This window comes from Veillonella montpellierensis, assembly GCF_947090115.1.
GTDB lineage: Bacteria > Bacillota > Negativicutes > Veillonellales > Veillonellaceae > Veillonella > Veillonella montpellierensis.
Map to the genome: position 1 here is coordinate 1 of NZ_CAMUMS010000017.1, position 26,000 is coordinate 26,000.

General features: G+C 35.0%; 22 protein-coding genes. 16 read left to right on the plus strand and 6 right to left on the minus strand.

What is annotated here, in order from left to right:
* The first annotated feature begins 1,090 nt into the window (after positions 1-1,090).
* Both P6940_RS07795 and P6940_RS07800 read left to right on the plus strand, forming a co-directional pair.
* Positions 1,091-1,900, plus strand: coding sequence for a nitroreductase family protein (locus tag P6940_RS07795; protein ID WP_028257871.1), 810 nt, complete (start codon positions 1,091-1,093; stop codon positions 1,898-1,900).
* Positions 1,901-1,943: 43 nt separating this feature from the next.
* Entirely contained in the window at positions 1,944-2,513 is a 570-nt protein-coding gene (locus P6940_RS07800) for a beta-class carbonic anhydrase (RefSeq protein ID WP_028257870.1), read from the plus strand.
* 184 nt (positions 2,514-2,697) lie between these two features.
* On the opposite strand, the gene P6940_RS07805 is transcribed toward P6940_RS07800, so the two are convergent.
* Positions 2,698-3,564: an aldo/keto reductase gene (locus P6940_RS07805; RefSeq protein WP_277293700.1), complete on the minus strand. Its 867-nt coding sequence runs from the start codon at positions 3,562-3,564 to the stop codon at positions 2,698-2,700.
* Positions 3,565-4,221: 657 nt separating this feature from the next.
* On the opposite strand from P6940_RS07805, the gene P6940_RS07810 reads away from it, so the two are divergent.
* The 5 genes from P6940_RS07810 (at position 4,222) to P6940_RS07830 (ending at position 9,890) form a co-directional block, all read left to right on the plus strand.
* Positions 4,222-5,010, plus strand: a complete 789-nt coding sequence (locus P6940_RS07810; protein ID WP_277293701.1) for an enoyl-CoA hydratase/isomerase family protein — start codon at positions 4,222-4,224, stop codon at positions 5,008-5,010.
* 151 nt (positions 5,011-5,161) lie between these two features.
* Positions 5,162-5,563: a phosphate-starvation-inducible protein PsiE gene (locus tag P6940_RS07815; RefSeq protein ID WP_038153242.1), complete on the plus strand. Its 402-nt coding sequence runs from the start codon at positions 5,162-5,164 to the stop codon at positions 5,561-5,563.
* A 157-nt stretch (positions 5,564-5,720) separates the two neighbouring features.
* The gene (locus tag P6940_RS07820) at positions 5,721-7,313 is read left to right on the plus strand and encodes a PAS domain-containing protein (protein ID WP_277293702.1); all 1,593 of its coding nucleotides are present in this window, start codon (positions 5,721-5,723) and stop codon (positions 7,311-7,313) included.
* 404 nt (positions 7,314-7,717) lie between these two features.
* Positions 7,718-9,352, plus strand: a complete 1,635-nt coding sequence (locus P6940_RS07825; protein WP_277293703.1) for a phosphoenolpyruvate carboxykinase (ATP) — start codon at positions 7,718-7,720, stop codon at positions 9,350-9,352.
* Positions 9,353-9,458: 106 nt separating this feature from the next.
* Positions 9,459-9,890 (plus strand): somatostatin, encoded by a 432-nt coding sequence (locus P6940_RS07830; protein WP_277293704.1) that lies wholly within the window; start codon positions 9,459-9,461, stop codon positions 9,888-9,890.
* A gap of 167 nt (positions 9,891-10,057) precedes the next feature.
* Here P6940_RS07830 and P6940_RS07835 read toward each other — a convergent pair whose 3' ends face one another.
* The 3 genes from P6940_RS07835 to P6940_RS07845 all read right to left on the minus strand — a co-directional run bounded on the left by P6940_RS07835 (position 10,058) and on the right by P6940_RS07845 (position 13,679).
* A complete protein-coding gene (locus P6940_RS07835; protein WP_277293705.1) occupies positions 10,058-10,588 on the minus strand; it encodes an adenine phosphoribosyltransferase in 531 nt (176 codons plus the stop codon).
* A gap of 33 nt (positions 10,589-10,621) precedes the next feature.
* A complete protein-coding gene (locus P6940_RS07840) occupies positions 10,622-12,787 on the minus strand; it encodes a tetratricopeptide repeat protein (RefSeq protein WP_277293706.1) in 2,166 nt (721 codons plus the stop codon).
* Between the two features lie 223 nt (positions 12,788-13,010).
* The gene (locus P6940_RS07845) at positions 13,011-13,679 is read right to left on the minus strand and encodes a DUF1638 domain-containing protein (protein ID WP_277293707.1); all 669 of its coding nucleotides are present in this window, start codon (positions 13,677-13,679) and stop codon (positions 13,011-13,013) included.
* Between the two features lie 285 nt (positions 13,680-13,964).
* Here P6940_RS07845 and P6940_RS07850 point away from each other — a divergent pair, with 285 nt between their 5' ends.
* The 6 genes from P6940_RS07850 (at position 13,965) to P6940_RS07875 (ending at position 18,676) form a co-directional block, all read left to right on the plus strand.
* Positions 13,965-14,138: a hypothetical protein gene (locus P6940_RS07850; RefSeq protein WP_156004908.1), complete on the plus strand. Its 174-nt coding sequence runs from the start codon at positions 13,965-13,967 to the stop codon at positions 14,136-14,138.
* Positions 14,139-14,302: 164 nt separating this feature from the next.
* Positions 14,303-14,722, plus strand: a complete 420-nt coding sequence (locus P6940_RS07855) for a DoxX family protein (RefSeq protein WP_028257854.1) — start codon at positions 14,303-14,305, stop codon at positions 14,720-14,722.
* Between the two features lie 22 nt (positions 14,723-14,744).
* A complete protein-coding gene (locus P6940_RS07860) occupies positions 14,745-15,863 on the plus strand; it encodes an AI-2E family transporter (RefSeq protein WP_038153259.1) in 1,119 nt (372 codons plus the stop codon).
* Between the two features lie 98 nt (positions 15,864-15,961).
* Complete coding sequence (locus P6940_RS07865; protein WP_277293708.1) at positions 15,962-16,552, plus strand: PepSY domain-containing protein; 591 nt, start codon at positions 15,962-15,964, stop codon at positions 16,550-16,552.
* Positions 16,553-16,656: 104 nt separating this feature from the next.
* A complete protein-coding gene (locus P6940_RS07870) occupies positions 16,657-18,018 on the plus strand; it encodes a TrkH family potassium uptake protein (RefSeq protein WP_038153262.1) in 1,362 nt (453 codons plus the stop codon).
* A 10-nt stretch (positions 18,019-18,028) separates the two neighbouring features.
* Positions 18,029-18,676, plus strand: a complete 648-nt coding sequence (locus P6940_RS07875; protein ID WP_038153265.1) for a potassium channel family protein — start codon at positions 18,029-18,031, stop codon at positions 18,674-18,676.
* Positions 18,677-18,943: 267 nt separating this feature from the next.
* On the opposite strand, the gene P6940_RS07880 is transcribed toward P6940_RS07875, so the two are convergent.
* Entirely contained in the window at positions 18,944-20,461 is a 1,518-nt protein-coding gene (locus P6940_RS07880) for a dihydrolipoyl dehydrogenase family protein (protein WP_277293709.1), read from the minus strand.
* A 293-nt stretch (positions 20,462-20,754) separates the two neighbouring features.
* On the opposite strand from P6940_RS07880, the gene P6940_RS07885 reads away from it, so the two are divergent.
* Positions 20,755-21,930 (plus strand): cation diffusion facilitator family transporter, encoded by a 1,176-nt coding sequence (locus P6940_RS07885; RefSeq protein WP_277293710.1) that lies wholly within the window; start codon positions 20,755-20,757, stop codon positions 21,928-21,930.
* Between the two features lie 368 nt (positions 21,931-22,298).
* Here P6940_RS07885 and sstT read toward each other — a convergent pair whose 3' ends face one another.
* Entirely contained in the window at positions 22,299-23,519 is a 1,221-nt protein-coding gene (gene sstT, locus P6940_RS07890) for a serine/threonine transporter SstT (protein WP_277293711.1), read from the minus strand.
* 291 nt (positions 23,520-23,810) lie between these two features.
* On the opposite strand from sstT, the gene P6940_RS07895 reads away from it, so the two are divergent.
* Both P6940_RS07895 and P6940_RS07900 read left to right on the plus strand, forming a co-directional pair.
* A complete protein-coding gene (locus tag P6940_RS07895) occupies positions 23,811-24,536 on the plus strand; it encodes a class I SAM-dependent methyltransferase (RefSeq protein ID WP_028257848.1) in 726 nt (241 codons plus the stop codon).
* Between the two features lie 206 nt (positions 24,537-24,742).
* Positions 24,743-25,492, plus strand: coding sequence for a nitroreductase family protein (locus tag P6940_RS07900; protein WP_277293712.1), 750 nt, complete (start codon positions 24,743-24,745; stop codon positions 25,490-25,492).
* Positions 25,493-26,000: the final 508 nt, after the last annotated feature.

The window sequence follows — 26,000 nt, forward strand, 5'->3', positions numbered from 1 at the left end:
GAAAGACCCTTATAGGGTCAGAGCAAACCACCCGTTCTACGGGTGGTTATGATTTTTATTTTAGATTAGTGCGCTCTGTTAAGAAAAAATAATGAGTTTTTTGCTATGTTAGTAGAGAAATGATTTGTTATTGTATCACTCTATTTTAACAGTTGCTCAATATGGGATACGGTATGCTTAGTATATGTTGTCATCATTTCAATTATAGTATTACTATGGTATTAAAACTATACATTCTATGGTAATTGTTTTAGTATAGTCATAACGTATCATTGATAGCTTGTTAAGAATAAACATAATAATGAGTATTTTTTAGGTTTTGATATGCTTTATATAGTGGGGCTTTTATGTAATCATTGCTAGAGAAGATAATAACAGTGGAAGTACTCATTTATAGTGCGGTTTCATGATAGAATGGGTCTAGGTTTAGTGCGTAATCGTTATTAATAATAGATGATTGTAATATGTTTTGAAGTATAGCGAATCATATCATCAGTACCTAATTTTATTTTGAAAAAATTATACTATGTAGCCGTAGTAGTATTATAATATATTTTATTGAGATAGATTTTTTACAGGAAGATGTGATGTTGAATCATATAATACCTAATTATAATATATTTATAATTAGGAAATGTAATATAGATTAATGAAATTTTAATTATTTTTGCTAATATATATTTACAGATTAATAAGTATATGATATCATCTATATAATCTTCTAACACTAGTATAGTGTGATGACTGTTTGCTATAACAGTTAGTTAGAGAGTTAAGTATGATGTTTTAAATATGGGAATAGTGAATTTCTATTATCTAACCTACTATACATATTTTTTAACTAGCGTACTAAAGGAATCACCTTGCCGTCAATTTTGATGCAAGGTGATTTTTATCGTTTATGATAAAAAGTATACTAGAAATAGTATATAGTTGTGTGTCATATATATTTTATAAGAAAAAGATTTTTTTAATAAAACCAATGTAATGCGATTAGATATGGTGAAATTTTGACGTAGTATAAGAAATCGTCAGATATGATTAAATATGGTATAATAATTAAATAGCATATTTATGGAGGATTATATAAATGATTTTTACAGTGAATACAGAAGTCTGTACGAAGTGTGGATTGTGTGTAGCTGAATGCCCGACAGGCTTATTGGTGTTTACTCCACAAGGTCCGATAAAGGGAAAAGGTGGGTGTATTTCCTGTGGACATTGTGTAGCTATATGTCCAACAAATGCCTTAGATTATGATAAAACACCTAGAATCAATCAGTTTACTATTGATCAGAAACAAATGATTTCTCCTGAACAGGCAGAGTTATTTTTACGTAGTCGTCGTTCCATTCGCAATTACAAGGATAAATTTGTGCCGGACGAATTGATTATTAGATTATTAAATGTAGCACGTATGGCACCTACTGCAACAAATACACAAGGTATTTCATATATTGTTATACGAAATAAAGAGGTGTTGAAAAAAATTTCGGCTGCTGTACTGGCATGGATGCATAAGATGGCTAAAACTAATGCTATGATGCGGCTCTATGTACGAGGTGTACAAGCAGAGGTGGATAAAGGAAATGATCATATTTTACGTAATGCACCGACACTAGTTGTCGCTATAGGTGATAAACGAGATAGAGAACGAACGCATGACAGTGGACATTTTGCACTAGCCTATGCAGAATTATTTGCACCGACGATTGGGATTGGTTCATGTTGGGCTGGTTTTTTTGAACATGCCTGTATCTATGAAGATGATACAGTTTTAGAATTAGTCGGGATACCGAGTGACAAGATGGTAGCAGGTGCTATTTTGTTAGGCTATCCTAAATTTCGTTATAAAAATGTAGTGGATAGAGACCCACTAAAAGTTACTTTTCAAGATTAAGTCTTAGCTCTGCATAATTGTATATCAGATAGGAGGGATATACATGTTGAATATAGATGAATTAGTTACAGCAAATCGTAAATTTTTAGAGGATTCAAAAAATGATCCTCATATGAGAGAACATTTAACGAGTCATCCTAAGAAAAAGTTGGCGATTGTCACTTGTATGGATACGCGTTTAGTGGATATGTTAGAACGTGCACTAGGATATACGCGTGGTGAAATTATTGTTATAAAAACTGCGGGAAATAGTGTAACTAATCCATTTGATAGTGTGGTGCAAAGTTTACTAGTTGCCGTATATGGCATGGAAGTAGAAGATGTTTTAGTCATTGGTCATGAAGAATGTGGCATGATTGATTTTAGCTCTCAAAGTTTTATTCAGAAAATGGTTGCTGCTGGTATCAATCGTGATGCAATTCGTATGATTGAAACAGGATTAATTGATTGGATGGATAAATTCTGTGTATCTGAACATAATGTATTATTTACGGTGGATAGACTGAAAAAGCATCCTTTATTTCCAGCGTATATACACTTTTATGGGGGCATGATGGATCCTGCTACAGGAGAATTTCGCATGTTATCTGTGGAATCACAAGAAAATCAATAGAACTATGTACTAAAAAACACGCTAATGAGTTTTGAGCATTAGCGTGTTTTTTTGTTGTAATATAGCACTAAACGATTCATTAGTAGCTACGCAGGGTAAAAGTGAATAACCTAGAAACAATGACTCTACTCTAGACAATGATGATGGTTTATTACCTTTTAGTAAATGAAATAGTATTTGGCGGTTATGTATTATTGGGAAGAGGTTTTTCTAATAATCGCTGTATTCCATTAGCAGTATGATGATTTTCTAGATAATAATCTTCATTTTGGTAGGATAAGAGTGCCATATCCATTTTAGATAGAGAAAAATCAAAAATAGCATAATTTTCTTGGATATGTGCAGGTGATGATGATTTTGGTAAGGCAATGATACCTCGTTGTAATAGCCAACGTAACGTGATTTGTGCTGGTGATTTACCGTGTTTTTCGGATAATACCTGTAGAGCAGCATTATTAAATACATTTATTTTATGGCGTGTAAAAGGCGACCAAGCTTGCATAATAATATTATAGTTTCTCATAAGCGTTAGCAAAGAATCACGCTGATTATATAAGTGACATTCTACTTGATTGACTGCCGGAGGAATATGACAATGGGCCAATAGATCTACTAATCGCTCCTCATAAAAATTAGACACACCAATGGCACGGATACAGCCTTGATCATATAGATTTTCTAAGGCACGCCAAGAACCATAATAGTCACCGATAGGTTGATGAATTAGCATCATATCGATATAATCAAAATCAAAATTATGTAAACTACGTTCTACTGCTTTCATCGTAGCATCATACCCCGCATCGGTATGCCATATTTTAGAAGTAACAAAAATATCGTGACGCGATAGGGGATTACGCTTTATAGCTCTTCCAATGGAAACTTCGTTACCATACATAGCGGCTGTATCGATTAATCGAAACCCAGACTCTAAGGCCTGGGAAATCGTTTTTTCACAATCTTCAGGGGTTCCCAGTTGATAGGCACCAAAACCAATTGTTGGAATTTGACTGCCATTATTCATAATTCTTACTTCTATCTGTTCTTTCATAGATATCATCCTTTCTTATATAGTTAGTATAGCAAAATTTTTGTAGTAGTGGCAGATATACTACAAGAGGATAATTTTATTTATTCTACATTGATAAGTTATTGCAGTGTAAGTGGCAATAGTATGGATACGAAATGGTTAGAAGTAGCACAGAGATACCTTTGATTGCTTCCTGTTATAGAAAATCATCTATCATTATGTACTATGATTTTAAAAAGTACTGTTATATAGAATATAAAAGAAATATCTACTTGACGAATTTGGCAAGTGATGAAAGTAATGCTATGGGGAATATAAAAGCAACTCTATCAGTGACAGTAAAAACGTCATGGCATAGTATGACTAGCGTGTTATGTAGTTTACATGTAGTGCGCTACGGGAATCATCATCGTATCCTAACCTATATAAGATGAGAGGCTCATTGCTATTTCTATATATAATGTAATCTAGATTATTGGTATCAATGTATTAAGCATGGTTACTACTTGTAGATATATGGAGTAGAAACAAAAGGGAACCTTTACTGAATTGACGTATTCTTTGTACAATATAGATAAGAAACTATTCTAATATAATGCTATCAATGAGATAGTCCATTGACTCTTAACTAGGATAGGTTGCTATGGTAATTATTGAAATGTAATGGGAGGTAGTAGCATGGCTGATTCTGTTGTATCGTATGAAAAAATAGGTTCTGTAGCACGTATTACGATTCATAATGAAAGTGCGTTTAATGCTATTAATGAGGAAGTAGGAGCGGCCTTAGTGGATAATTTTTTACAAGCGAAAGAAGATACTACTATACGGGCTATCATCATCGCTGGAGCAGGAAAAGCCTTTTCTGCAGGTGGTGATGTAGGATACTTTTACAGGACTATCCAAAATGGACATGTAGACATTAGACCCTTATTAAAAATATTGGCTAAATTAGCGGTTCTTATGAAAACCTTACCAAAACCAATTATTGCATCTACGCAAGGCGCAGCTGCGGGTGCTGGTTTTAGTCTTGCTTTATTAAGTGATTATTGTATTAGTGCAGATAATTGTAAATTCATTCAGGCTTTTGTGAATATTGGGTTAGTGCCAGATACAGGATCATTATACTTGTTAACGAAAGCGATAGGAACGGCGAGAGCAACTGATTTAGTTATGTCTGGTCGCGTTGTATCCGCCACGGAAGCAGCTGCATTGGGGTTAGTAAAAAAAGTGGTACCCTTAGAAGCGTTAGAAAGTGAAACATTAGCATTTGCTAAGGAAATGGCTATGGGACCAACTGGCGCATATGGAGAAATGAAACACATGTTATATAAAACAGAATTTTCTGATTTTTCATCATATTTAGAAATGGAAATCGAATCACAACATAGAGCTAGTCAGACAGATGATTTTAAAGAAGGCGTACAGGCGTTTATAGAAAAACGAAAAGCTCATTTTACAGGTCAGTAATAAATCGTTTGATACGTATGAATATTAGATCTACGGAGGGCTATAGTACTACTTAGGAGTCATTGCTAGAAAATATATTGCACATATTGATATATATAGATATAATATTCCTTGTTATTACATGTATTAGTATCGTAGCAGGTGAGGTTTTATGCGCAATTTATATTCTTTGGTAGCTCGTTGTTTGTTGTTAGTTATGAATATTGCACTATTTGTAGTAGGCATTATTCTCTGTGGTGCCATTATAGATACGGTAATGCATCTAGCTATGACAGCATGGGACGGAGTTTTTAAACATACAGGATTTTCTTTGTTTATAGAAAGTTTAATTACGTTTTTCTTGTATTTCGAATTTTTGGCACTTATTATAAAATATTTTACGAATAATTACCATTTTCCACTTAATTATTTTTTATATATTGGCATTACGGCCATCGTTAGATTATTAATTGTCTCTCATGAAACTGCATTAGATACATTAATTTGGTCCGCTTCTATTTTTGTATTAGTCATTAGTCTTGTATTAGTGGGAAAGTTTTTGCCTAATGAATAGGATGTAAGTTGTACAGTAGTATTTAGTTATAGTCATAAAATTAATTTCAAAATGTTGCTACGGATACTGAAAATTACTTTCAATATTTATATAATAATGTACATAGAGTATGTAGTATATGTATTAATGAATCAGTATATATTGAAAGGAGTTATCTATGTATCATAAACTATCAGAAGCATTAGCGATTAATAAAGAGAGATATGAATGTATAGTCGGTGTAAAAGAAGCTTTTTTAGAAGGTAAAATTACCTTAGAAGAAGGAAATCGACAGTTACGTGAGCAACTCGGTACTTGTACACCAGATGAGTTTGCATATGCAGAACAAAGCTTAAAAGGTAGTTATAAGGACGAAGAAATTAAAGATAGAATGGATGATTTATTGGCGTTATTCGACGGGGTATTGGTACGGACAGATAATGTATACCCTAAATTTCATCCTTTATGGGTGTATGTGGAAGAAATTAAAGCGCTTGCGTTAGTCATTCAAGAAGCAAGAGAATTATTGAAGAAAGGTAAATTTATCAAGAATCCTTGGTTAGGCATTTTTGATTCTTTGAAGGAATGGAAAATTCATTTATCGCGAAAACAGAATCAATTGTATCCAGCATTGGAACGCCATGATTTCGATCGACCATCTCGCATTATGTGGAGTTTTGATAATGAGGTGCGTGATAGTATCAATGGATCTTTTAGATTATTGCAAGAAGATAAAGTAGAAGAATTTTTAAAGAGTATGCCTGATGTTCTAGACAGTATCATTGATTTAAATGATAAAGAACAAGAAGTATTATATCCGACGGCTATGAAATTGTTAAGTGAACAAGAATGGATTGCTATGAGCCGTAGTGATCATGAGATTGGTTTTGCTTTACTAGAGGTACCTCCTGTATATAATACGAATGATGGCGATGTAGATCAATCTGTACAAGCGGGGCCTACACAATCAGCAGGGTTTGTAAAAGAATTAACAGAATTATTAGAAAAATATCATATGGGACAAGAAAATAGTGCTGATAGAATGTTAGACGTGCGTACGGGAAAATTGACCTTAGAACAAATCAATTTAATTTTTCAACATATGCCAGTTGATCTTTCTTTTGTAGATGAACAGGATATTATGAGATTTTATACGGATACGTTACATCGTATTTTCCCTCGTAGTGCTAGTGTGATTGGTCGTGAAGTCAGAAATTGTCATCCTGCTAGTAGTGTGCATGTGGTAGAAGAAATTATCAATGCCTTTAAACGAGGAGAACAAGATCATGCAGAATTTTGGATTCAAAAAGAGGATACTTTCATTTATATTCTCTATACGGCCGTACGTGATGAGCTAGGGAGATTTAAAGGTATATTAGAAATGATGCAAGATTGCACGCATATTCGCTCCTTAGAAGGATCGAGAACATTACTTACGTGGGATACAGAGACGACATCAAATGAGGAAAGAGAGAATAGAAATCATACAGATATACCAATTGCAGGAACCCGTAAGGATATGAGTGGGGTGAATTGTAGTGATTTTGTAATCACACCAAAGACAACGTTAGCGGAGGTGATTAAAGTGTGTCCTACGATTGTAGATTATTTAGTGTCTATGAATCCTAAATTTAAAAAGTTACATTCTCCTATGGTGCATATTATGGCGAAAGTGGCTACGATGCAGATGATTAGTAAAAAAGCATCTATGAAGGTAGAGGAATTGATTGCTCATATATATGAACATATGGCACAAGAACATAAAAAATGATTGTTGCATAGTCTATATAGTTAGATACCATTGTATGTATAGATTGTTAGGTATAGTTGTAATGATTTAGTAGGTCTAATATTTTTAGGAGTAAACGATATAATTTATTTTTGTGGTGACCTTATGCTATGTCACGAGTTATGATTTTGATTACTTTGTGGGTGTACGTGATATAGTTTGCTTACGATAGAAAGTTATTTGTACACTTCATAGATGAACGATAGGTATGATATATAATTTACGAGTTTAGCTAGGCACATATTATAATTTTTTATAGGTTTGTGCATAGATGTCATATTTTAATTCTATACAAAATGCATAAAACCAGTATAATATAGAATAGTATGTACTTGCTAGGATAGTATTATATAAGTAGTCTATAAGTTATAAACGGAGTTTACAATATGTCGAGTATTAGGCACTGGGATAAAAATAGTATTAAAAAAAATGAATCATTTTCTCGCTTGCGCAGTACGGTAGAAACAGCATTTTATGGAAATAATGTAAGAGCCGTATCTTCGATTGCAGAGGCATATCGGTTGGCCATGGAAGAACCAGGCGTGATTGTATTAGATATGCCAGTATATCGACCAGAAGAGCAAGGACTACCAAAGGATGCAAAAGTATTAGTTACTAATGATGGAAAGACAACAGGGCGCTATGCAAAAGCACGACGCATTTTTGGTGACGTTGGGGTAGATGAAGAATATTTTTGTAATATAGCACGAGAAGCTATTTACGATAGTCGTCATAAGGAATGGTTACGAGCAGAAGTTCTAGTAGGGTTAGATGAACGATTTACTGTACGAGCACATTTGATGATTCCTAAGGATCATGCATCAATTTTGTACTCGTGGGTGAATAATTTTCAAATTTTTAAGGATGAATTGCTAGACTTTTATAAAAATAGTCATACCTATCCAGAAGGAGATATTTATATCTATTCTGATCCTGACTATGTGGTGGAAAATCATCCAGGGGGACTTGCTTTATTTGAACCAGCACATAATTGTGCCATGTTGTTGGGACTGCGATATTTTGGGGAACATAAAAAAGGAACATTAACATTAGCTTGGTCCATTGCTAATCGTTATGGATATGTAGCATGTCATGGAGGTATGAAACGTTATAACTTGCCTAATCGCACATTCACGCTAGGCGTATTTGGACTTTCAGGGTCAGGGAAATCGACATTGACCCATGAAAAACATGATGGGCGCTATGATATTTCTATTTTGCATGATGATGCGTATATTATTAGTACTCAGGATGGCTCATCGATTGCTATGGAACCGACCTATTTTGATAAAATGCAGGATTATCCGGTAATACATCCAGCGAATCAATTTTTATTAACCTTACAAAACTGTGGCGTTACTATTGATGAAGACGGTCGTAAAGTGGTGGTAGCAGAAGATGTGCGTAATAACAATGGTCGTGCGATTAAATCTATGTTTTGGACAGATAATCGAGTTAACTTTTTCCAAGAACCTGTGAATGCCATTGCATGGTTGATGAAAGATGAAACATTGCCACCGATTATGAAAGTAACAGACCCTTGTTTAGCGTCTACTATGGGGGCAACACTAGCGACGCGTCGTTCAACGGCTGAAAAATTAGATGCTAATGTAGATCAAAATGCATTAGTGATTGAACCGTATGCAAATCCATTCCGCACGTATCCATTGGCACGGGATTATGAAAGTTATAAGTCCTTATTCGATGAATCTCATGTAGATTGCTATATTATTAATACAGGATTTTTTGGCACTAAAAAAGTACCAAAAGACGTAACCTTATCCATTTTAGAATCTATTGTACAAGGTATATTAGAATTTCAGCCTTTTGGTGATATTGATGGCCTTTTATATGCACCTGTTGATGGTTTTGAAGTAACGTTTACGGATGAATATCGTAAAAGCTTACAACGTTCTTTTACATTTAGACAACAATATATTATTGATCAAATTGGTAAGAAGAATGAATTGCCAGAAGAAACTATTAGACGATTAACTAGTATTATTGAGGCGATGAAATAAGTAGTTGTATATAGATGGATTTTTGATTGAAGACATTTTGGAAGAATAAATATAAACTTATTCTGTTCGATGGGTTCTATTATTTCTTCTAAGATAGGAGTATCGTATGTATTATAAAGTGTTATTGTTAGTTATGGTATCTTTACTTGGTACGTGTAGTGCGACGATGGCACGGATGCCAGAACCAGCTACGATGCCATATTATTTGCGAGGAGCAGAACCGCATAAGCCGCAGGTGGCACAGTATTATTTAGACGAACTGGTACAGGAAGGTAATATGACATTGCAAGAAGCGGAGCGGACAAAGGCATATTTGACGTTTCGTAATGCCCGTCGCATGCAAGATCTTAAAGAGGTAGAAGGCCTGTCTAAGGAAGAACGTCGGGCTGTGATGGCACATAAGAGGGCACTTAGAGGAAACCCTTTAGTAGAATATGCAAATTACTGTGGTATCACATTAGAACGAGCAGAAGAATTAATGAATTTGATGCATGGTTCCGATAAAGGATCTACCTATTATGCAAAGGTAACTAAATAGAACTTATAGAAAAGAGCTTCGTCAAGTGTAGTGACTTGGCGAAGCTCTTTTTTAGTATGTATTATTAGCTTGTTATATCTATGGCACCATTTTAGCAATGTGTGTATAAGCTCTAATTCCTATTTGTCAGTGTTTATTCGATAGATCATTGTATATAGTAGTGAACGCTAGTAGACTAATTGCGTATATACTGGATAGGGTTTTAGATGTTCGCGACCATGACAGTCACTGAGTTCAATGGTAAAGGCTAGTTCATATATATGAGCATTTAGTTGCTCTACAAGAGAAGTCATTGCATTAGCTGTACCACCAGTAGCTAATAAATCATCTATAATTAGCACATTGGCATTAGGAGGGAATGCATCTTTATGGATTTCAATGGTATTGTGACCATATTCTAATTCGTAAGAGGCTTGTATTACTTCACCAGGTAATTTACCTGGCTTTCTAGCTGGAACAAATCCTGCATCTAAGGCATAGGCTAAAGGGGCCCCTACTATAAAACCACGAGCTTCAGCACCGAGTACATAATCAATATTAGCATGTTGATAGCGCTGCAGAAGATCATCAATTATTATATGAAAGCCACGAGCATCCTTTAAGACGGTGGTAATATCACGGAATAGAATGTTGGGACTGGGGAAATTAGAAATCGTTCGTATTAATGACTCTATATACTGTATATCTTTTGTATTCATCTGTATAACTCCTTCATACTATATTTGAATAGGCTAGGATTTTTTTAGTTTTAATCGCTTTTTGCGCCAAGAACTTGTATCTGGGTAGGATCCATTGAGTAAAAATGCACTTAACCAATAGTTAAGTGAAATGATGTTGTGTATTTCTGTTTCACACACGATGGGGCTTCCCTGATTAGGCATAAATAGTTGGACTCTATACGAGGTTGCATGATGTTTGCTTCGGTACATACAAAAAGCTCCCGTTTTAAAGCTTTCCAAATGCAAAGCTACTTTACTACATCCACCGTCTTGTAATGTGAGTAAGGCTGCTGTAATTTCTTCTTGATCGTTGGGTAAATCTGTTAAAATGAATGTTTGTTGGTCGACCTCTAATATAATGGAGTCGACAGGGATAGGGAGAGTTCGGTACTGTGTATGCCAATCGTGCATGGATGGTAAGGCCCCTGTACTATATAGGTTAGATATAATTGACATGCCTTCTGATCTAGGTACTACGGCCGATACATTTTGGTCAACTAAGAATTGCTGACCATCGTTGATAGGAACCATAGGAATATAGGTGTTTTCTTTTTTTGATGGTTCTTTTTGTAATAGCAAACCATCTTCGCGACTAATTTCTTGAGAGCCATAAAAGGTTATTTCTATGTGCTGTGCATCAATTTCCTTAGCGGATACAGAAGCAATAGCAACAAACATGTGCGGTACGGATTTTACCGTGTTGTACGTAAGATGTAACTCATGATGCATGGATAATTCTTGTACTAGCATATCCCAAGAATGTAGTGATGTGCGATGTGCTGGGGTTGATGCGTGTTTACTTATGTATAGTGTATAGTGCTGCCGAGGATAGATGTTATCAAATTGATAACAAGTAGTACGGGAACTTTCATCATGACGTGTCCATATGCCGTTAGCGTAGGAAAAACTCTTTAATCGTTCTTCTCCTTCTCGGCAATTAGCTTGTTGATAGGCTAATACAGCTTTTTCAAAGTCTGGTGTTTTCGTGAAATACCCATGTTCATGAGCGTAACCGAGTGCACAAAATAAAATTTCCTGCATGAGCGGAACGTATTGAAAGTTGTTTTCTTTGGCACGACGTTTAAATTCTTGTAGTCCTTTTTGTAGATAGTATAGAGCTGCCGCACGATCTTGGGTTACGCCCAAACCATGCAGATACATGTAACTTAAAAAAGGATAGAGATAACTTTCATGACTAGAACCGAGGGCTCGCAATGCCCAATAAGCTGAGCGACCGTAATCGGCGGTAATGCCATGAAGTCCAAAGAAATAGGCATACACACATTGAATCATGCAATAGGGGTTTCCTAGAGAAGCGGCTTCTTCATAGTAGGTAACTGCTTTAGGTCCATTGAGAGGAATGCCTTTATCCTTGAAATACATATCACCCGCTTCTTCTAATCCGTCTATGTCATGATACTGTGCAGCTTGTTCGTACCAGTAGAGTGCTTTTTCTATGTCATTATCATCTTTTTCCGCATAAATACCACACCAGTACATGGCATTAGGATTACCACAAGAGGCGGCACGAGTCATAACAGATCTAGCTAAATCATATTTCTTTTGGCGTAAGTAGAGATTTCTTAAGTTATCAGGAAACATAGAAAACCCATTCGTTAATGACAAATCTAACCAATAGGCGGCTTCTATAGTTGCTAGTTTTTGGTAGTATGTTCTAGTGGATATGAATAGTTTTTTTAATTTGCTCATCCAATTAGCGTGAGCATGCAAACGGTTAATCGCACTAGGTCCAATTGTGGTATAGTCCCCCCAATAGTAGACATTACCGATTACATATTGACAATAGGCATCACCTTGTATTGCGGCGGATAATACGCGATTAAAGGCCTCTTCTTTGGTAATAGGTAGTTGCCGATTGAGAGAGGGTAAAATGGCTCCAGCAGTGCGTAAACCCTGTAGTAATCCAATGGCACTTGATTGTTTAATGCTTTGTTGTAAATAATGTGCTGTTAGTGCATCATTTTCTTTTATAGAGGCACCAGGCCAAAAAAACTCAGATCCTGCATAGGTGCGACTGAGTAAGGCGGCTGCATCACCATTTCCTTGATCAGCATATATTTGTAATTTTGATTGTCCTTCCTGAATGATTAGTGGCTCCCAAGAATAGAATACCTTTTCATAGGCAATTTGGACTTCATCAGTAAAATAAATTCCCATGATTGCTCCCATTAGAATGATAATTTATATATGATTTTCTATGTACTAGATTAGTATACGAATTATAGTGTCGATTACTATTATACTGCATGAAGATGAATAAGTAGCTAATAGGGGCGCACAGTTCCTTTTTATATATGCTGTGGCGAATTAGCTACTTGTTTATTACATATTCAGCTTGTATGATATATGTGAGTCTACTATAGATGATGCATGTACATAACTAGCACCAACTTAGAAATTGACTAGTATCCACTGTCATGTGCGCTGATAATTTGATAAAGTCTTCATCAAATTGTTCATGGGCTATTTTTTTTAAAATCCCATAGTTGCCATGTATGATATCTGATGTGCCATATAGACAGTCTACTAGAGGCGTCATTTTTTCGATGATATATGGTAAATGACCTAATCCAGTGTCGACAAAATAAAAATGATTAAATCCATCATATAGATTACGTATGTAATTTTCAGCATACTCTTTCCCTTTAGTGTTGGTCAAATTACTTAGAGAGTGAGGGGAATTTGTATTAAAATCGACCCAACCTTTAGTAAAAATAACACCATCAATAGGACGTTGTAGAGTTGTTAGCGAATCTTCATTGGATAATAGAATATCAATACAATCACGTGTGCGTGGGATGATTAACTCACTAGAATTAGACATAAGTCCTGCCGTACCGCCACCACAGGAGGATACACAGATGATGATACGATCGTATTCATTAGATAATCGATGAACGCATTGTTGTAAATGACGTTGTAATGCATCGGGCGTCTCATGTAAATGTTGTGGTATATATTGAATCGGAATAGTAGTATGCTGTGACGTAAGGGCCGCAGTTAATTCATAACGAAGTGTAGGGCAAGCGAGAATAATTGATTTCATCATGGTATAGTACGATAGTTATATGACTATCGGAACTCCTTTCTAATCGTAGATACTTATCATAGTAGTTATATATATTTATTGATGAATAGCTTTTTATATACTTATAAATATACTTTCAGTATAAGGGATTATGTAGAGAGAAACAAGTGATGACTGATTAGAAATGAAAATTGAAAAATCTTGTGATTTTATGTATAATGAATAAGAAATACTGTAGGATTTTATATAGTGAAATATATAATTATAGGTAGATTTAGTAATGTAGCGAGGATACAATTAAAGAATATGAAAAAATATATTATAGCATTTGTAGTGGCTGCTTTTTGGAGTGCCATAGTAGGGGCAACACCACAAGCTCAATTTGATAAAGATGAATTTCAATGGGCTACACGTATGGTTGATATGAACATAGATGCATCTCAGCCTACATCTACAAATATGTCACATCGTCCGTACTAGTTGTATGGCCATGATTTTAGAAAACAATGATTGGCAGGTAGTATTATAGTTAATAGTAAGTAGTATAGTAGTCAATAGAAATATATGATTCCTATACGATAGCACATTGCGGTTGTCATTGTCTGCAATGTGCATTATTTGCATATAGGCAAGGAGGATTTACTATGTCCTTATTGTTCAGAGGGCTATTTAGGCACCAAGATTTAGGACTTTTTATATATCGTATTGTGATAGGCTTAGCAATTTTTATGCATGGCCTTGCTAAGTTACAGTCCAGCAATGATGTGATTGCTTCTGTAGGTAGTGCTGTTAGTTTATTAGGTATTCATAGTTGGTATTATGAGTTTGGTATAGTAGCGGCTCTATGTGAAATAATAGGCGGTATTTTAGTCGGGATTGGCTTGTTTTCTAGGCTTGGGTCGTTGATGGTGTGTATTGTATTAGCTATGGCTATATGGGTGCAATATGATACAGGTTTTCTTCACTGGATATATCCTGTTGAAGTTGGTGTTGGATTTTTAATGATTTTTATTGGAGGCCCTGGCCGCTATAGCATTGATTATATGATTACGGGAAGACGATAATCATAGAAGTGGAGCATAGTCGATGAAATGGTTAACACCTTATAAAGGAATTATTATAGCCGTTGTATTAGCCGGTATTATGGGAATTATTGCCATACGATTTAATGATGTATTGGCGATTATTTCCGCCTTAATTGAAGCACTTGTACCATTTATAATTGGCGCTATTTTGGCATTTGTTTTAGATATTTTAGTACAACAATTTGAACGATTATGGAGACGAATATTCCCTAGTAAAGGATACACTAATTTGGAAAGATTAGTGTCTATTATTCTGTCGTTAGTTACCATCATAGTAGTTATTTCTTTTATTGGACGGATGGCGATTCCACAATTAATACATTCATTAGGGATTATTGTTAATTCACTACCAGTTTTGTATACAGACACTATGCGATGGGTAACGACGCATATTAGTGTGATTCAAGTAGGAAATAATATTACTGTAGCAGATTCAATTTCTACAGAAAGTATGATAGAACAAGTTCGTACATGGGGAACACAAGGCGGTAGGTATATTGTATCTACTATGGGGTCAGCAGTAACATGGTTTATTAATTTCGTCATTGGTCTCATTTTTGCTATTTATATCTTGCTAGATAAAGAGCGACTTACCTATCAATTTAGCAAGTTGTTTAGAGCATATTTGCCAGATACGATGGTTGGAAAGATGAGTCACATTGTATCCGTTGGATCAGATACATTTAGTAAGTTTTTTGTTGGTCAGTTTCTAGATGCTGTTATATTAGGTACATTAGTAGGTGTGGCACTGGCTATTTTTCAAGTATCCTATGCATCTACCATCGGTTGTGTAATTGGCTTAACGGCACTTGTACCCATGGTAGGCGCTTATGTAGGTGGTATTATGGGCCTCTTGATGGTATTGACAGTCAGTCCCATGGAAGCGTTGGTATATTTAATTATATTAGTGGTAATGCAACAAGTAGAAGGTAATTTCATTTATCCTCGCATCGTAGGAGGATCGGTAGGCTTACCAGGATTATGGGTGTTTGCTTCCGTCACTATTGGTGGTGCGTTGTTTGGTATAGTGGGAATGTTATTGAGTGTACCGTTAACAGCCACGATTTATAAGCTGTTACGAGAAGATGTAAATCGCCGACTACATACGAATATTGAATAAAATGGTATGATACTTATACTACATGATATATTGTATATATCATATGATTTTGTTATACTTTCTTTAATATATGATAATTGCTATTAGGAGGTTGTTATATGATGAATAAAAAATTTGTATCATCTATGGTGACAGGCGCAGTTGTGTTAGGTCTTTTTGTTAGTGTTATACCGATGAATGCACTAGCGGCAACTAGTAATGCTGATATGGCGGCACAAACATTGAATCGTAAGCCAGGTCAGTCCATGTTATTATCAATGTCAGAAGCAGCAACTATTTTTTTAACGACCTATCCTGATTCGGCAGTACATTCTATTTCTTTACGAGCAGATAAAGGTCAATTTGTGTATCAAGTAGAAGGATATACGTTGAAAAATACGTATAAAATTTCTATTGATGTTATTACTGGGGCTATTAAAAAACAAGAAGTATCAGGTCGAGAAAAGAATTTAGTGGAAAAATTTTTTAATCCAGCTAATGTGATTGCTCCTCATGCGGCAGAAGCTAACGCTGTATCTAGTGTAGGAGAGGGTGCCATTGCCAAGGGTTGGGAAGTAGAAGCTGAAAAAGGAAAGGTTACCTATACAGTCACAGTACACCATAATGGAATGAAAATAGATGTAGTGGTCGATGCGACTACAGGCTCTATTCTTTCACAGAGCAAGGGAGAACCAATTAATAAGGATTAGTATTAGTTTTTATACGCGTCATATAAGGGACTATGGTGAGTATCGTCACATGTAATGAGTCGGCTCATTATAGTCCATTTTAGTAATATCGTGGTGAATCTATTATGTTAGAAAAAGAACACCTAACGCCTAGAAGTTTACATGCTATAGCTGCTATTAATCCTTATCGCTGGCTGGCTATTAGCTTTATTGGCGTTATTATTGTAGGTACTATATTATTAATGTTACCTATATCGTCAGCAGATCATAGAATGACATCAATTATAGATGCTTTATTTACGGCTACCTCCTGTGTATCTGTTACGGGACTCACAGTGGTGGATACGTATACACATTGGTCCCTAGTAGGCCAACTAATTATGATTGTATTAATCCAAATTGGTGGCATGGGTACGATGGTATTATCTACTGTTATTCTGCTAGTATTAAGAAAGCGGATTGGATTAGAAAACCGCCTCTTAATACAAGCAGATACTGGAGATACTCGCAATTCTATTGTTTTACTTGTTAAACGTATTGTTACTTTAACAGTAGTGGTAGAAATGATAGGTGCTATTGGGTATATATGGCAATTATACCCTTACTTAGGAAGTAGCAGCTTCTATTATGGTACATTACAATCAATTTCCACGTTTTGTAATGCAGGATTTGTATTTTTTGATAATGCATTACCTTATAACATGATTAGTGATTGGGCTTTCACACTGATTACTTGCACTTTGATTAGTATTGGCGGATTTGGGTATATGGCCTTGTATGATATAGGCCATAATGGATATAAGGGAATTCGTCATTTAGAATTGCATACGAGAATTATGCTATATGGACAAGTCGTTTTAGTTGTTCTAGGTACGGTGTTCATTGCCATGCTAGAATGGTCGAATGGGGAAACATTGGGTCAACTGGCCTATCTTGATAGATGGCAAGCGGCATTATTTCAAGCTGTTACGCCTCGTACAGCTGGACTCGCTACTATTGATTATAGCGCTGTTCATCCTATTACGGCATTTGTAACGATTATACTAATGTTTATTGGAGCCGGGCCTAATTCAACTGGTGGTGGTGTTAAAATTAGTACAATAGCCATTATTTGGGCTGTATCAACACATATATTTAATCGACGTACGGATGTAGTGTTAGGCAAATCGTCGATTGCTAATGATACTATCTATCGTGCTTGTGGTATTGTATTTTTTTCTACCCTTTGCATTTTGTTGGGAACCTGTATATTGGCATGGCAAGAACCGTACCCCTTCTTATCATTATTATTTGAAGTACAATCTGCCTTTAGTACAGTTGGTTTATCGATGGGGATTACACCCTATTTGGATGCATGTAGTAAATGGGTATTAATCATTATTATGTTTACCGGTAGGATTGGGGTGCTCACCTTAATTGGTACATTTGCTTTGCGTAGAAAGGCACAAGATCCTATAGCTTATCCAGAAGGACATATCGTATTGTAGGAGACCTAGTATGAAACGAAAAAGTATTGCTATCGTTGGGTTAGGAAGATTTGGGAGTACCTTGGCAAAAACAGTTGTTGCTTTGGGACATGAAGTGTTAGGCATTGATAAAGATAAAACCATTGTTCAAAAAATGGTTCCCTATATAACACAAGGCATCATTGCAGACTTTAATGATGAAGATGCTATTAGAGCTTTACATTTAGAAGAATTTGATGTGGTTGTATTATCTATTGGTGCAGATACACAGGCTAAGTTGCTCGCTGCATTAGTGTTGAAAGAACAAAATATTTCATATTTAGTAGCGAAAGCAACTTCTAGTACGGAAGGTAAATTATTAAGGAAAATTGGGGTAGATGAAGTTATTTATCCAGAATTTGATATGGCAACGCGTGTGGCACATATGTTGACAAGAGAACATATATTAGATTACTTTGAATTGTCTAATACGATTGCTATCGTGGAAATGGTGATTCCTAAGTTTATGATAGGTAAAAGTCTAGTCGAATTGCAGTTACGTGATCAGTATAATATTAATGTAATAGCAATCAAACGAGGCAATGATATTATGGCGCCGCCGAATCCAAAAGAAATATTGAAAAAGACAGATATTATTATTGTAATTGGAGATAATTATAATATATCAAAATTAAATTAATGTAGTAGAGTTGTCTTATGGATAGATGCGTGATAATAACTATAGTACAAACAATGAGACCTTTACTCATGAATGCTAACTGCGCTAGTATAGGAAAAAGTAGAATACAGGCGATGGTAGATTTATTTCTAGAGGAAGAAACATTACTATAAAAACAATAAAAATCACCTTATTTAGTTATCATGAAATAGAAAATTATAACTAAGTAAGGTGATTCTATTTTGTCATTCTATTGTATAGATACTGATAGGTTATTGTAAATAAAAATTACCAACGGTGTTCATAATAGACTTGCGTCCACATGGCTACTTCGATTAATGATGGATGAGGAGACATAGTTTCACCTACTGTAATGACAGAGTGCGGATCCATTTTTCTAACTAATCCTTTTTTTCGTAGTGTGCGCGTATTGGAAGAGGCTATTTCTTCATTAATGATAGCTAATGGCGTATCGCCACTATTTAATAGATTTACATAGGGTTGAAATAAAATAGACGCTTGAGGCCCAATAACGTGAACACCTAAGATATAATTCGTATCTTTGTCAACAACAATTTTAATAAAACCGTCATCCTCGTCACCAGGGTTAAAGCCTAAGGCAAACCCTTTAGCAGAACTAGAATAGTAATTTTTACCAACACCAACATGATACCCTGCTTTCGTAGCTTCTTCTTCGGTCATACCGATATGGCCTACTTCTGGATATGTGAAGGTGACAGCTGGCACTAAATCATACCTAGCCCAACGCATTTCTTCAGGCTTAGTAGCGCGATATAGATTATGAGCTATAATATCAGCTTCATAGTTTGCTTTATGTCTGAATGGAGCTTCTCCATTCACATCACCCATGGCATAGACACCATCTACAGAGGTTTCTAAAAACTCATTTGTCATGATCCAGCCACCACGTTTTGTTTTAATCGATGTATTTTCCAAATGCAATTCCTCGGTAGATGGTTTAATACCAGAGGCCATCAGAATTTCATCGCCTGCAATTTCTTGTATCTCATTAGTGGCTCTATCGCGAATCGTAACAATTTTTTGACCATTTTCTACTCGTACATTTTCAGGTTCTTGGTTAAGATATATATGAAGACCACTACGCGTTAAATCCTTATAAATTTGCTCAGAAATTTCGCTATCTTCTTTTGGCAATAAACGCTTATTATGTTGTATCAAGTGGACTTCTGTACCTGCAGCAGAAAAAACGTGACCAAATTCTGTTCCAATAGGGCCACCACCCATGATAATTAAGTGCTTGAAAGGCTTTTTCGGATATTTATGGCCAAATAAACTTTCACTGGAAAGATAACCAGCTTCAGCGAGTCCTGGAATTGGATTGATTTTAGAATGACCACCAGTGCCAATTACAATATGTGCACTGGTCATTTTATCTGATTGAGAACCATCATTCATGGAAACTTGCAGTACTTTATCTTCTATAAATGTAGCAGCTCCTTCATAGACATCTACATGGTCAAATTGCTTGTAATAGGAAAGAATACCTTTGCTTTCATCAATTTTTTGCCATACCCGTTGGGACATTAAATCCCAATCGATAGATGGCGTGGAAGTATGGACGCCAATTTTTTTATAATCTTCAATTTCACGGATAGCATTGGCTACTGTAACCATGACTTTTGTAGGAATACATCCTCTAGTTAAACAAGTGCCACCCCATTTTCCTTTTTCAATAATGGCTACGTGTAATCCTTTTTTTATAGCTGCATCAGCCACTATTAACGCGCCACCTGTGCCAATGACGATTAGATCGTATTGTTTCATAAGTATATCCTTTCTATAGGTAATGATAGTAATTCTTAGTAATATGTATTCATTATAACATAATTATATTTATATATATAGATATAGATTATAAAACCTATGCTAAATTGGCAATAGTATACAGCACATTCTCATTGATTATCAATGAGAATGTGCTGTATACTATATGTAATGAAAGAAATAGTAATAGTTACGTAGTGCTATTGGTTAGTAGATATAAGTAATATGTCTAGCAAAAACTATAGTGCATATATGATATAGTAGTAAGAGGTATTTATAGTAAAGGAGACAAAATGGAACGATTCTTAATTCATACATTTATAAAAGATCACACAAATGTGGAAGATCAAGAAGTTAGATATAATTATGGTCGCTTATCGGGCATTGTAGGTGTTATTGTTAATTTATTGATTTGTATTGGCGAATTAATCGTAGGACTTTTGATTGGATCCATCGCTATGATTAGCGATGCGGTTCATAATGTGGCTGATGCAGGTGGTTCGTTAATTTCTCTATTGAGCTTTAAGTTTTCTAATATACGACCTGATGAAGGTCATCCTTATGGACATGGCCGTGCAGAATATTTATTTTCTATCGTTTTCTCTATTATCTTGTTCGTTGTAGCCATTCAATTATTACAAGAGTCTATAAATAGAATTTTACACCCAACGCCTGTGGAATTTTCTATAGTAGCATTTATAGTTATGATTGTGGCAATGGTGCTTAAAGTATGGCTTAGTGCATTCTTAAAATCAATCGGCAACAAAATTAATTCCCCTATATTGATTGCCAATGGAACAGAAAGTTTATCTGACGTAGCTGCTACAGCCTCCATAGCAATTGGTTTATTAGTTGGTTATTTATTTGATGTTTCTGTTGATGGTTACTTGGGCGTATTAGTAGCTTGTTTAATTGGGTTCGCAGGATTTCGTGTATTAAAAGAAGCAACTAATTGTATACTGGGCAATGAGCCTTCTAAAGAAAGAGTAGATGCTATTATTAAGTTTATCACATCCTATGATGGAGTATTAGGCACGCATGGATTGATGATTCATGATTATGGTCCAGGCAAAGAATTTGCAAGTATTCATGTTGAACTAAATGCAGCTATGGATATGATAGATGCGCATACATTGGTTGATAGAATTGAACGAGATATTCGCAATGAAATGGGCATTGTATTAACGACGCATATGGATCCACTTAATCGTGATAAAGAAACCATTCGTTGGTTTAATAAAATTCATAATATTGTGAAAGCCTATAATCAAGATTTTGATATACATGATTTGCGTATTATTGAACAAAATGATGGAAAAGTAATTAGTTTTGATTTAATGCTTACTTTTAAAGAATGGAAACATAAAGAACAGATTATACAATTTTTTGTTACTTGCATTCATACCATTAATTCTGATTATAAGGTAGATATTCATGCTCATCATTATTATGCTAATGGAGAAGAATAAATTATAAAGTAGTAGATATATGAGTGTATAATTTTATGAAATGATGTATACAGGATTACATAGTTAGAATAAAAAAAGAGATCGATGAGGATCTCTTTTTTTTATAAATATGGTAGCGTAACACAATAGAGTATTCATACAATCGAGGAAAGCAAATTAAAAGGATCAACTTTCCTCGATTCTTTATATGAAAGGGAAAATAATAGGAATGGATATGATTATACTCAATCAGTGAACTATGACTAAGTACGTCTGTCATTGCAATAGGATATTTTTATTACAGAAATAATGTTAGTAGTGTAAATCGGTTGTTGTAGATAACTAGTTTATATACCATAAGTAAGGCGATAGTTTTATACCGTATACTATTAATCCAATGTATCTGGATATCCACGCTTTGCATAATCCGCAGTAGCAGTAAATAAGATATCTGTAGAAGAATTGAGAGCTGTTTCTGTAGAGTCTTGCAATACACCGATGATAAAACCAACACCAACAACTTGCATAGAAATATCATTGGAAATACCAAATAAACTACATGCTAATGGGATTAATAATAGAGAACCACCAGCAACACCAGAAGCCCCACAAGCACCGACAGTAGCGATGACACTTAATAAAATAGCAGTTAATATGTCGACTTGAATATGCAATGTATTAGCTGCAGCTAAGGTCATAATAGTAATTGTGATAGCAGCGCCACCCATATTGATAGTAGCTCCTAGAGGAATAGAAATGGAATAGGTGTCAGGATTAATTTTCAATCGTTTTGCCAAATCCATATTTACGGGAATGTTCGCTGCAGAACTACGTGTGAAAAAGGCAGTGATTCCAGATTCTCGTAAGCATTTAAAAACTAATGGATAAGGATTACGTTTTAATTTTGCGAAGACCATAATTGGATTAATCACTAAGGCAACAAAAAGCATGGTTCCCAATAAGATGATGAGCAATTGTGCATAACTAATGAGCGCTTCGATACCATTAGTAGCGATAGAATCAGCTACTAATCCCATGATACCAAGAGGTGCAAAACGAATGACCCAACCTACTACCTTGGTAATGGCTGTAGAAAGATTTTCCATAACTTCTTTAGTGGCTAACGATGATTGACGAAGAGCGGCACCAATGATTAAGCCCCATCCCAAGATGCCTATGTAGTTATCTGATTGAAGAGCATGTATTGGATTATCAACGATATTTTTTAGCAATGTTTTAATAACTTCTCCAATGCCTTCTGGAGGAGCAGCATCAGTAGCGCTAGATACTAAATGCAAGGTAGTAGGAAAGAGAAAACTTGCAATAACAGCTGTAGCGGCTGCAAGAAAGGTAGCTATTACATATAATATAACAATAGAACCCATACCAGTTTTTTGACCAGCGCGATGTTTACTAATAGCAGCAATAATCAAGAAGAATACTAATACAGGAGCAATCCCTTTTAGAGCACCTACAAATATAATACCTAATAATGATAACTCCTTAGCAAAGATCGGAAAAACTATTGCTACAAGTATACCAATTATTAACCCTACTAAGATTTGTTTGATTAAACTAATTTTGTTGATTGTTTTGATGAAACTATTCATACTACGTCTCCCTTATATAAAATTCTACTCATAATAGACATATGTCATTATAATACGAACAAGTGTATAATGGCAAGGGATAATTGTAATTTATTTATATTTAATTTATTGAATATAAATAAGGATAGAAAGAAAACAGATGATGGTTTTATTACTGTTTAATTAGTAGATAGAGTTTTGTATACGGCGTAAATGAGGTATAATAAAATCATTATGCAGTATTATATAGTTAATAACAATAATAAAGGAAAGTATTACTTTCGTAGTGAGAATATAGCGTAGGAGTTATCGATGAGTGATAAAGAGTTTAAAAGTCATGAAGACAAAGAGTTGTTTGTGCAAGGCGTATTTTCTAATATAGCTAGACATTATGACTTAATGAATACAGTACTAAGTTTTGGACAAGATTATTTTTGGCGCAAATTTGCTGTACAGAAAATGGAAGTCAAACCACACAATACTATACTAGATGTAGCGTGTGGAACCTGTGTATTTACTGTTGAAGCGTTACGACAAGAACCAACACTAACGGTGGAAGCACTGGACTTTAATAAAAATATGTTGGAAGAAGGGAGAAAGCGCGTTCATAGTCATGGACTTGATGCTCAAGTTCATTGTGTGCAAGGTGATGCGATGATGTTGCCCTATGAAGATAATCTATTTGATGCAGCCATGAGTGGATTCGCTATGCGGAACGTGCCAGATGTTAAACAGGTATTGCGGGAAATGAAACGTGTAGTTAAGCCAGGCGGTAAAGTGGTAACTCTTGAACTGGCAAAACCAACAATGATAGGATTTAAGCAATTATATTATTTGTACTTTGAAAAAATATTGCCATTGCTGGGACGTTTGAGTAAAGATAATTCATCTTATGCATGGTTGCCGGAATCATTGCGTCGCTATCCACATCAAAAAGAAATTTTGGAATATTGGAAGGAAGTAGGATTTGTAAATCCTACGTATTATGAATTAGCTGGAGGTATTGTAGCTGTTCATGTGGGTACGGTACCAGAATAAAAAATTTTATTTATGACGTTCATTTTTGTAAGGTGTTTTAGCAATATACATAGGATAGCAGACGTATAGCATTCATGGAGAAATGATGCGACTATAAGATAGAGTTTTGATTTTGTTAAATTAGGTCAAATTAGATAGCTTTCACTATAGGTATTATAGGTAGTAATTGTTATAGGGGTATTATGATGTTTACAAAGGAGAGGCATATGACACCGATTGATGTACTGTTAAATCATAAAACAATTAGAGAATTTAAGCCTAGTAGAATGTCACCAGCACATTTAAGTATTTTAATTGATGTGGCGAAACGCACGGCCACTAGTTTGGGGATGCAGTCATTTAGCATGATTCGTATCGTTGATCCAGAAGTAAAAAAACAGATAGCCCAGATTTGTCAGCAAGAATATGTAGGCCGATTGCCAGAACTATTTATTTTTTTAGTTGACTGTTATCGAAATGTTAAAATCGCAGAAGAACAGGGTGAAAGTATAGATAATTTATGTGATGCAGATCGGTTCTTACAAGGTTGGATAGATGCGACCTTGGCCGCACAAAATGTGGCAGTCGCTGCAGAACTTGGAGGATTTGGAACAGTATTTTTGGGAAGTATATTAAATGATGCACCACAATTAATTGAATTGTTACATATGCCTAAATATACATTCCCTGTGTTAGGATTAGGGATAGGTGTGGCCGATCAACATCCTCAGTTAAAACCACGTATGCCACGTGATATGAATGTATTTGATGATACATACGATGTGGTTGAAAGTTATATCGAGGCATTGGAAGAGTATGATGAGGAAATGGAAGAGTACTATGATTTGCGTGACAGTAATCACTCTGTAGGAAAATTTACGGCGCAAATTGTTAAGCACAGTCAACAAGTTAATATGAAGAGAAAAGAAGTATTAAAACAAGCTAAGCAACAAGGATTTATTTTTAATATGGAATGATATTTGTAAATGGATAGAGAATGCTATTGGTTATCTTGTAGTATTAGTTAACGGCAAGATTATAGGATATGAGTGATACATAAAAATAAGAAGGTCCTCTATAATAATGAAATGTGACTAAATCACTATGTTAAGGAGGACCTTCTTACGATATGTATCATGACTGAAGAAATATATTTTCCTAATGCATGTAAAAATATATTATCATTATACAAGTAGATGTATTAATATAGTACATAAAATATTAGATATACATCATCCGATGAATATATAGGCGCGTAGTTGATATACTTTGAGGGGTCTGTATCATACATGTTTGACTACTACAGAACGCCTACAAAAAATAATTAAAAATCCCCTTGCAATTTATGGTGCAATAGGATACAATACTAATACAGTTCAGCCATGAGCTGTTTTAATTTGCTTGTCTAGAGAATATGTACTAGATGAGCAAGAAAAATCATAAAAAGTTGTTGACAAGACATCTTGAAAATGATAAGATAATCAA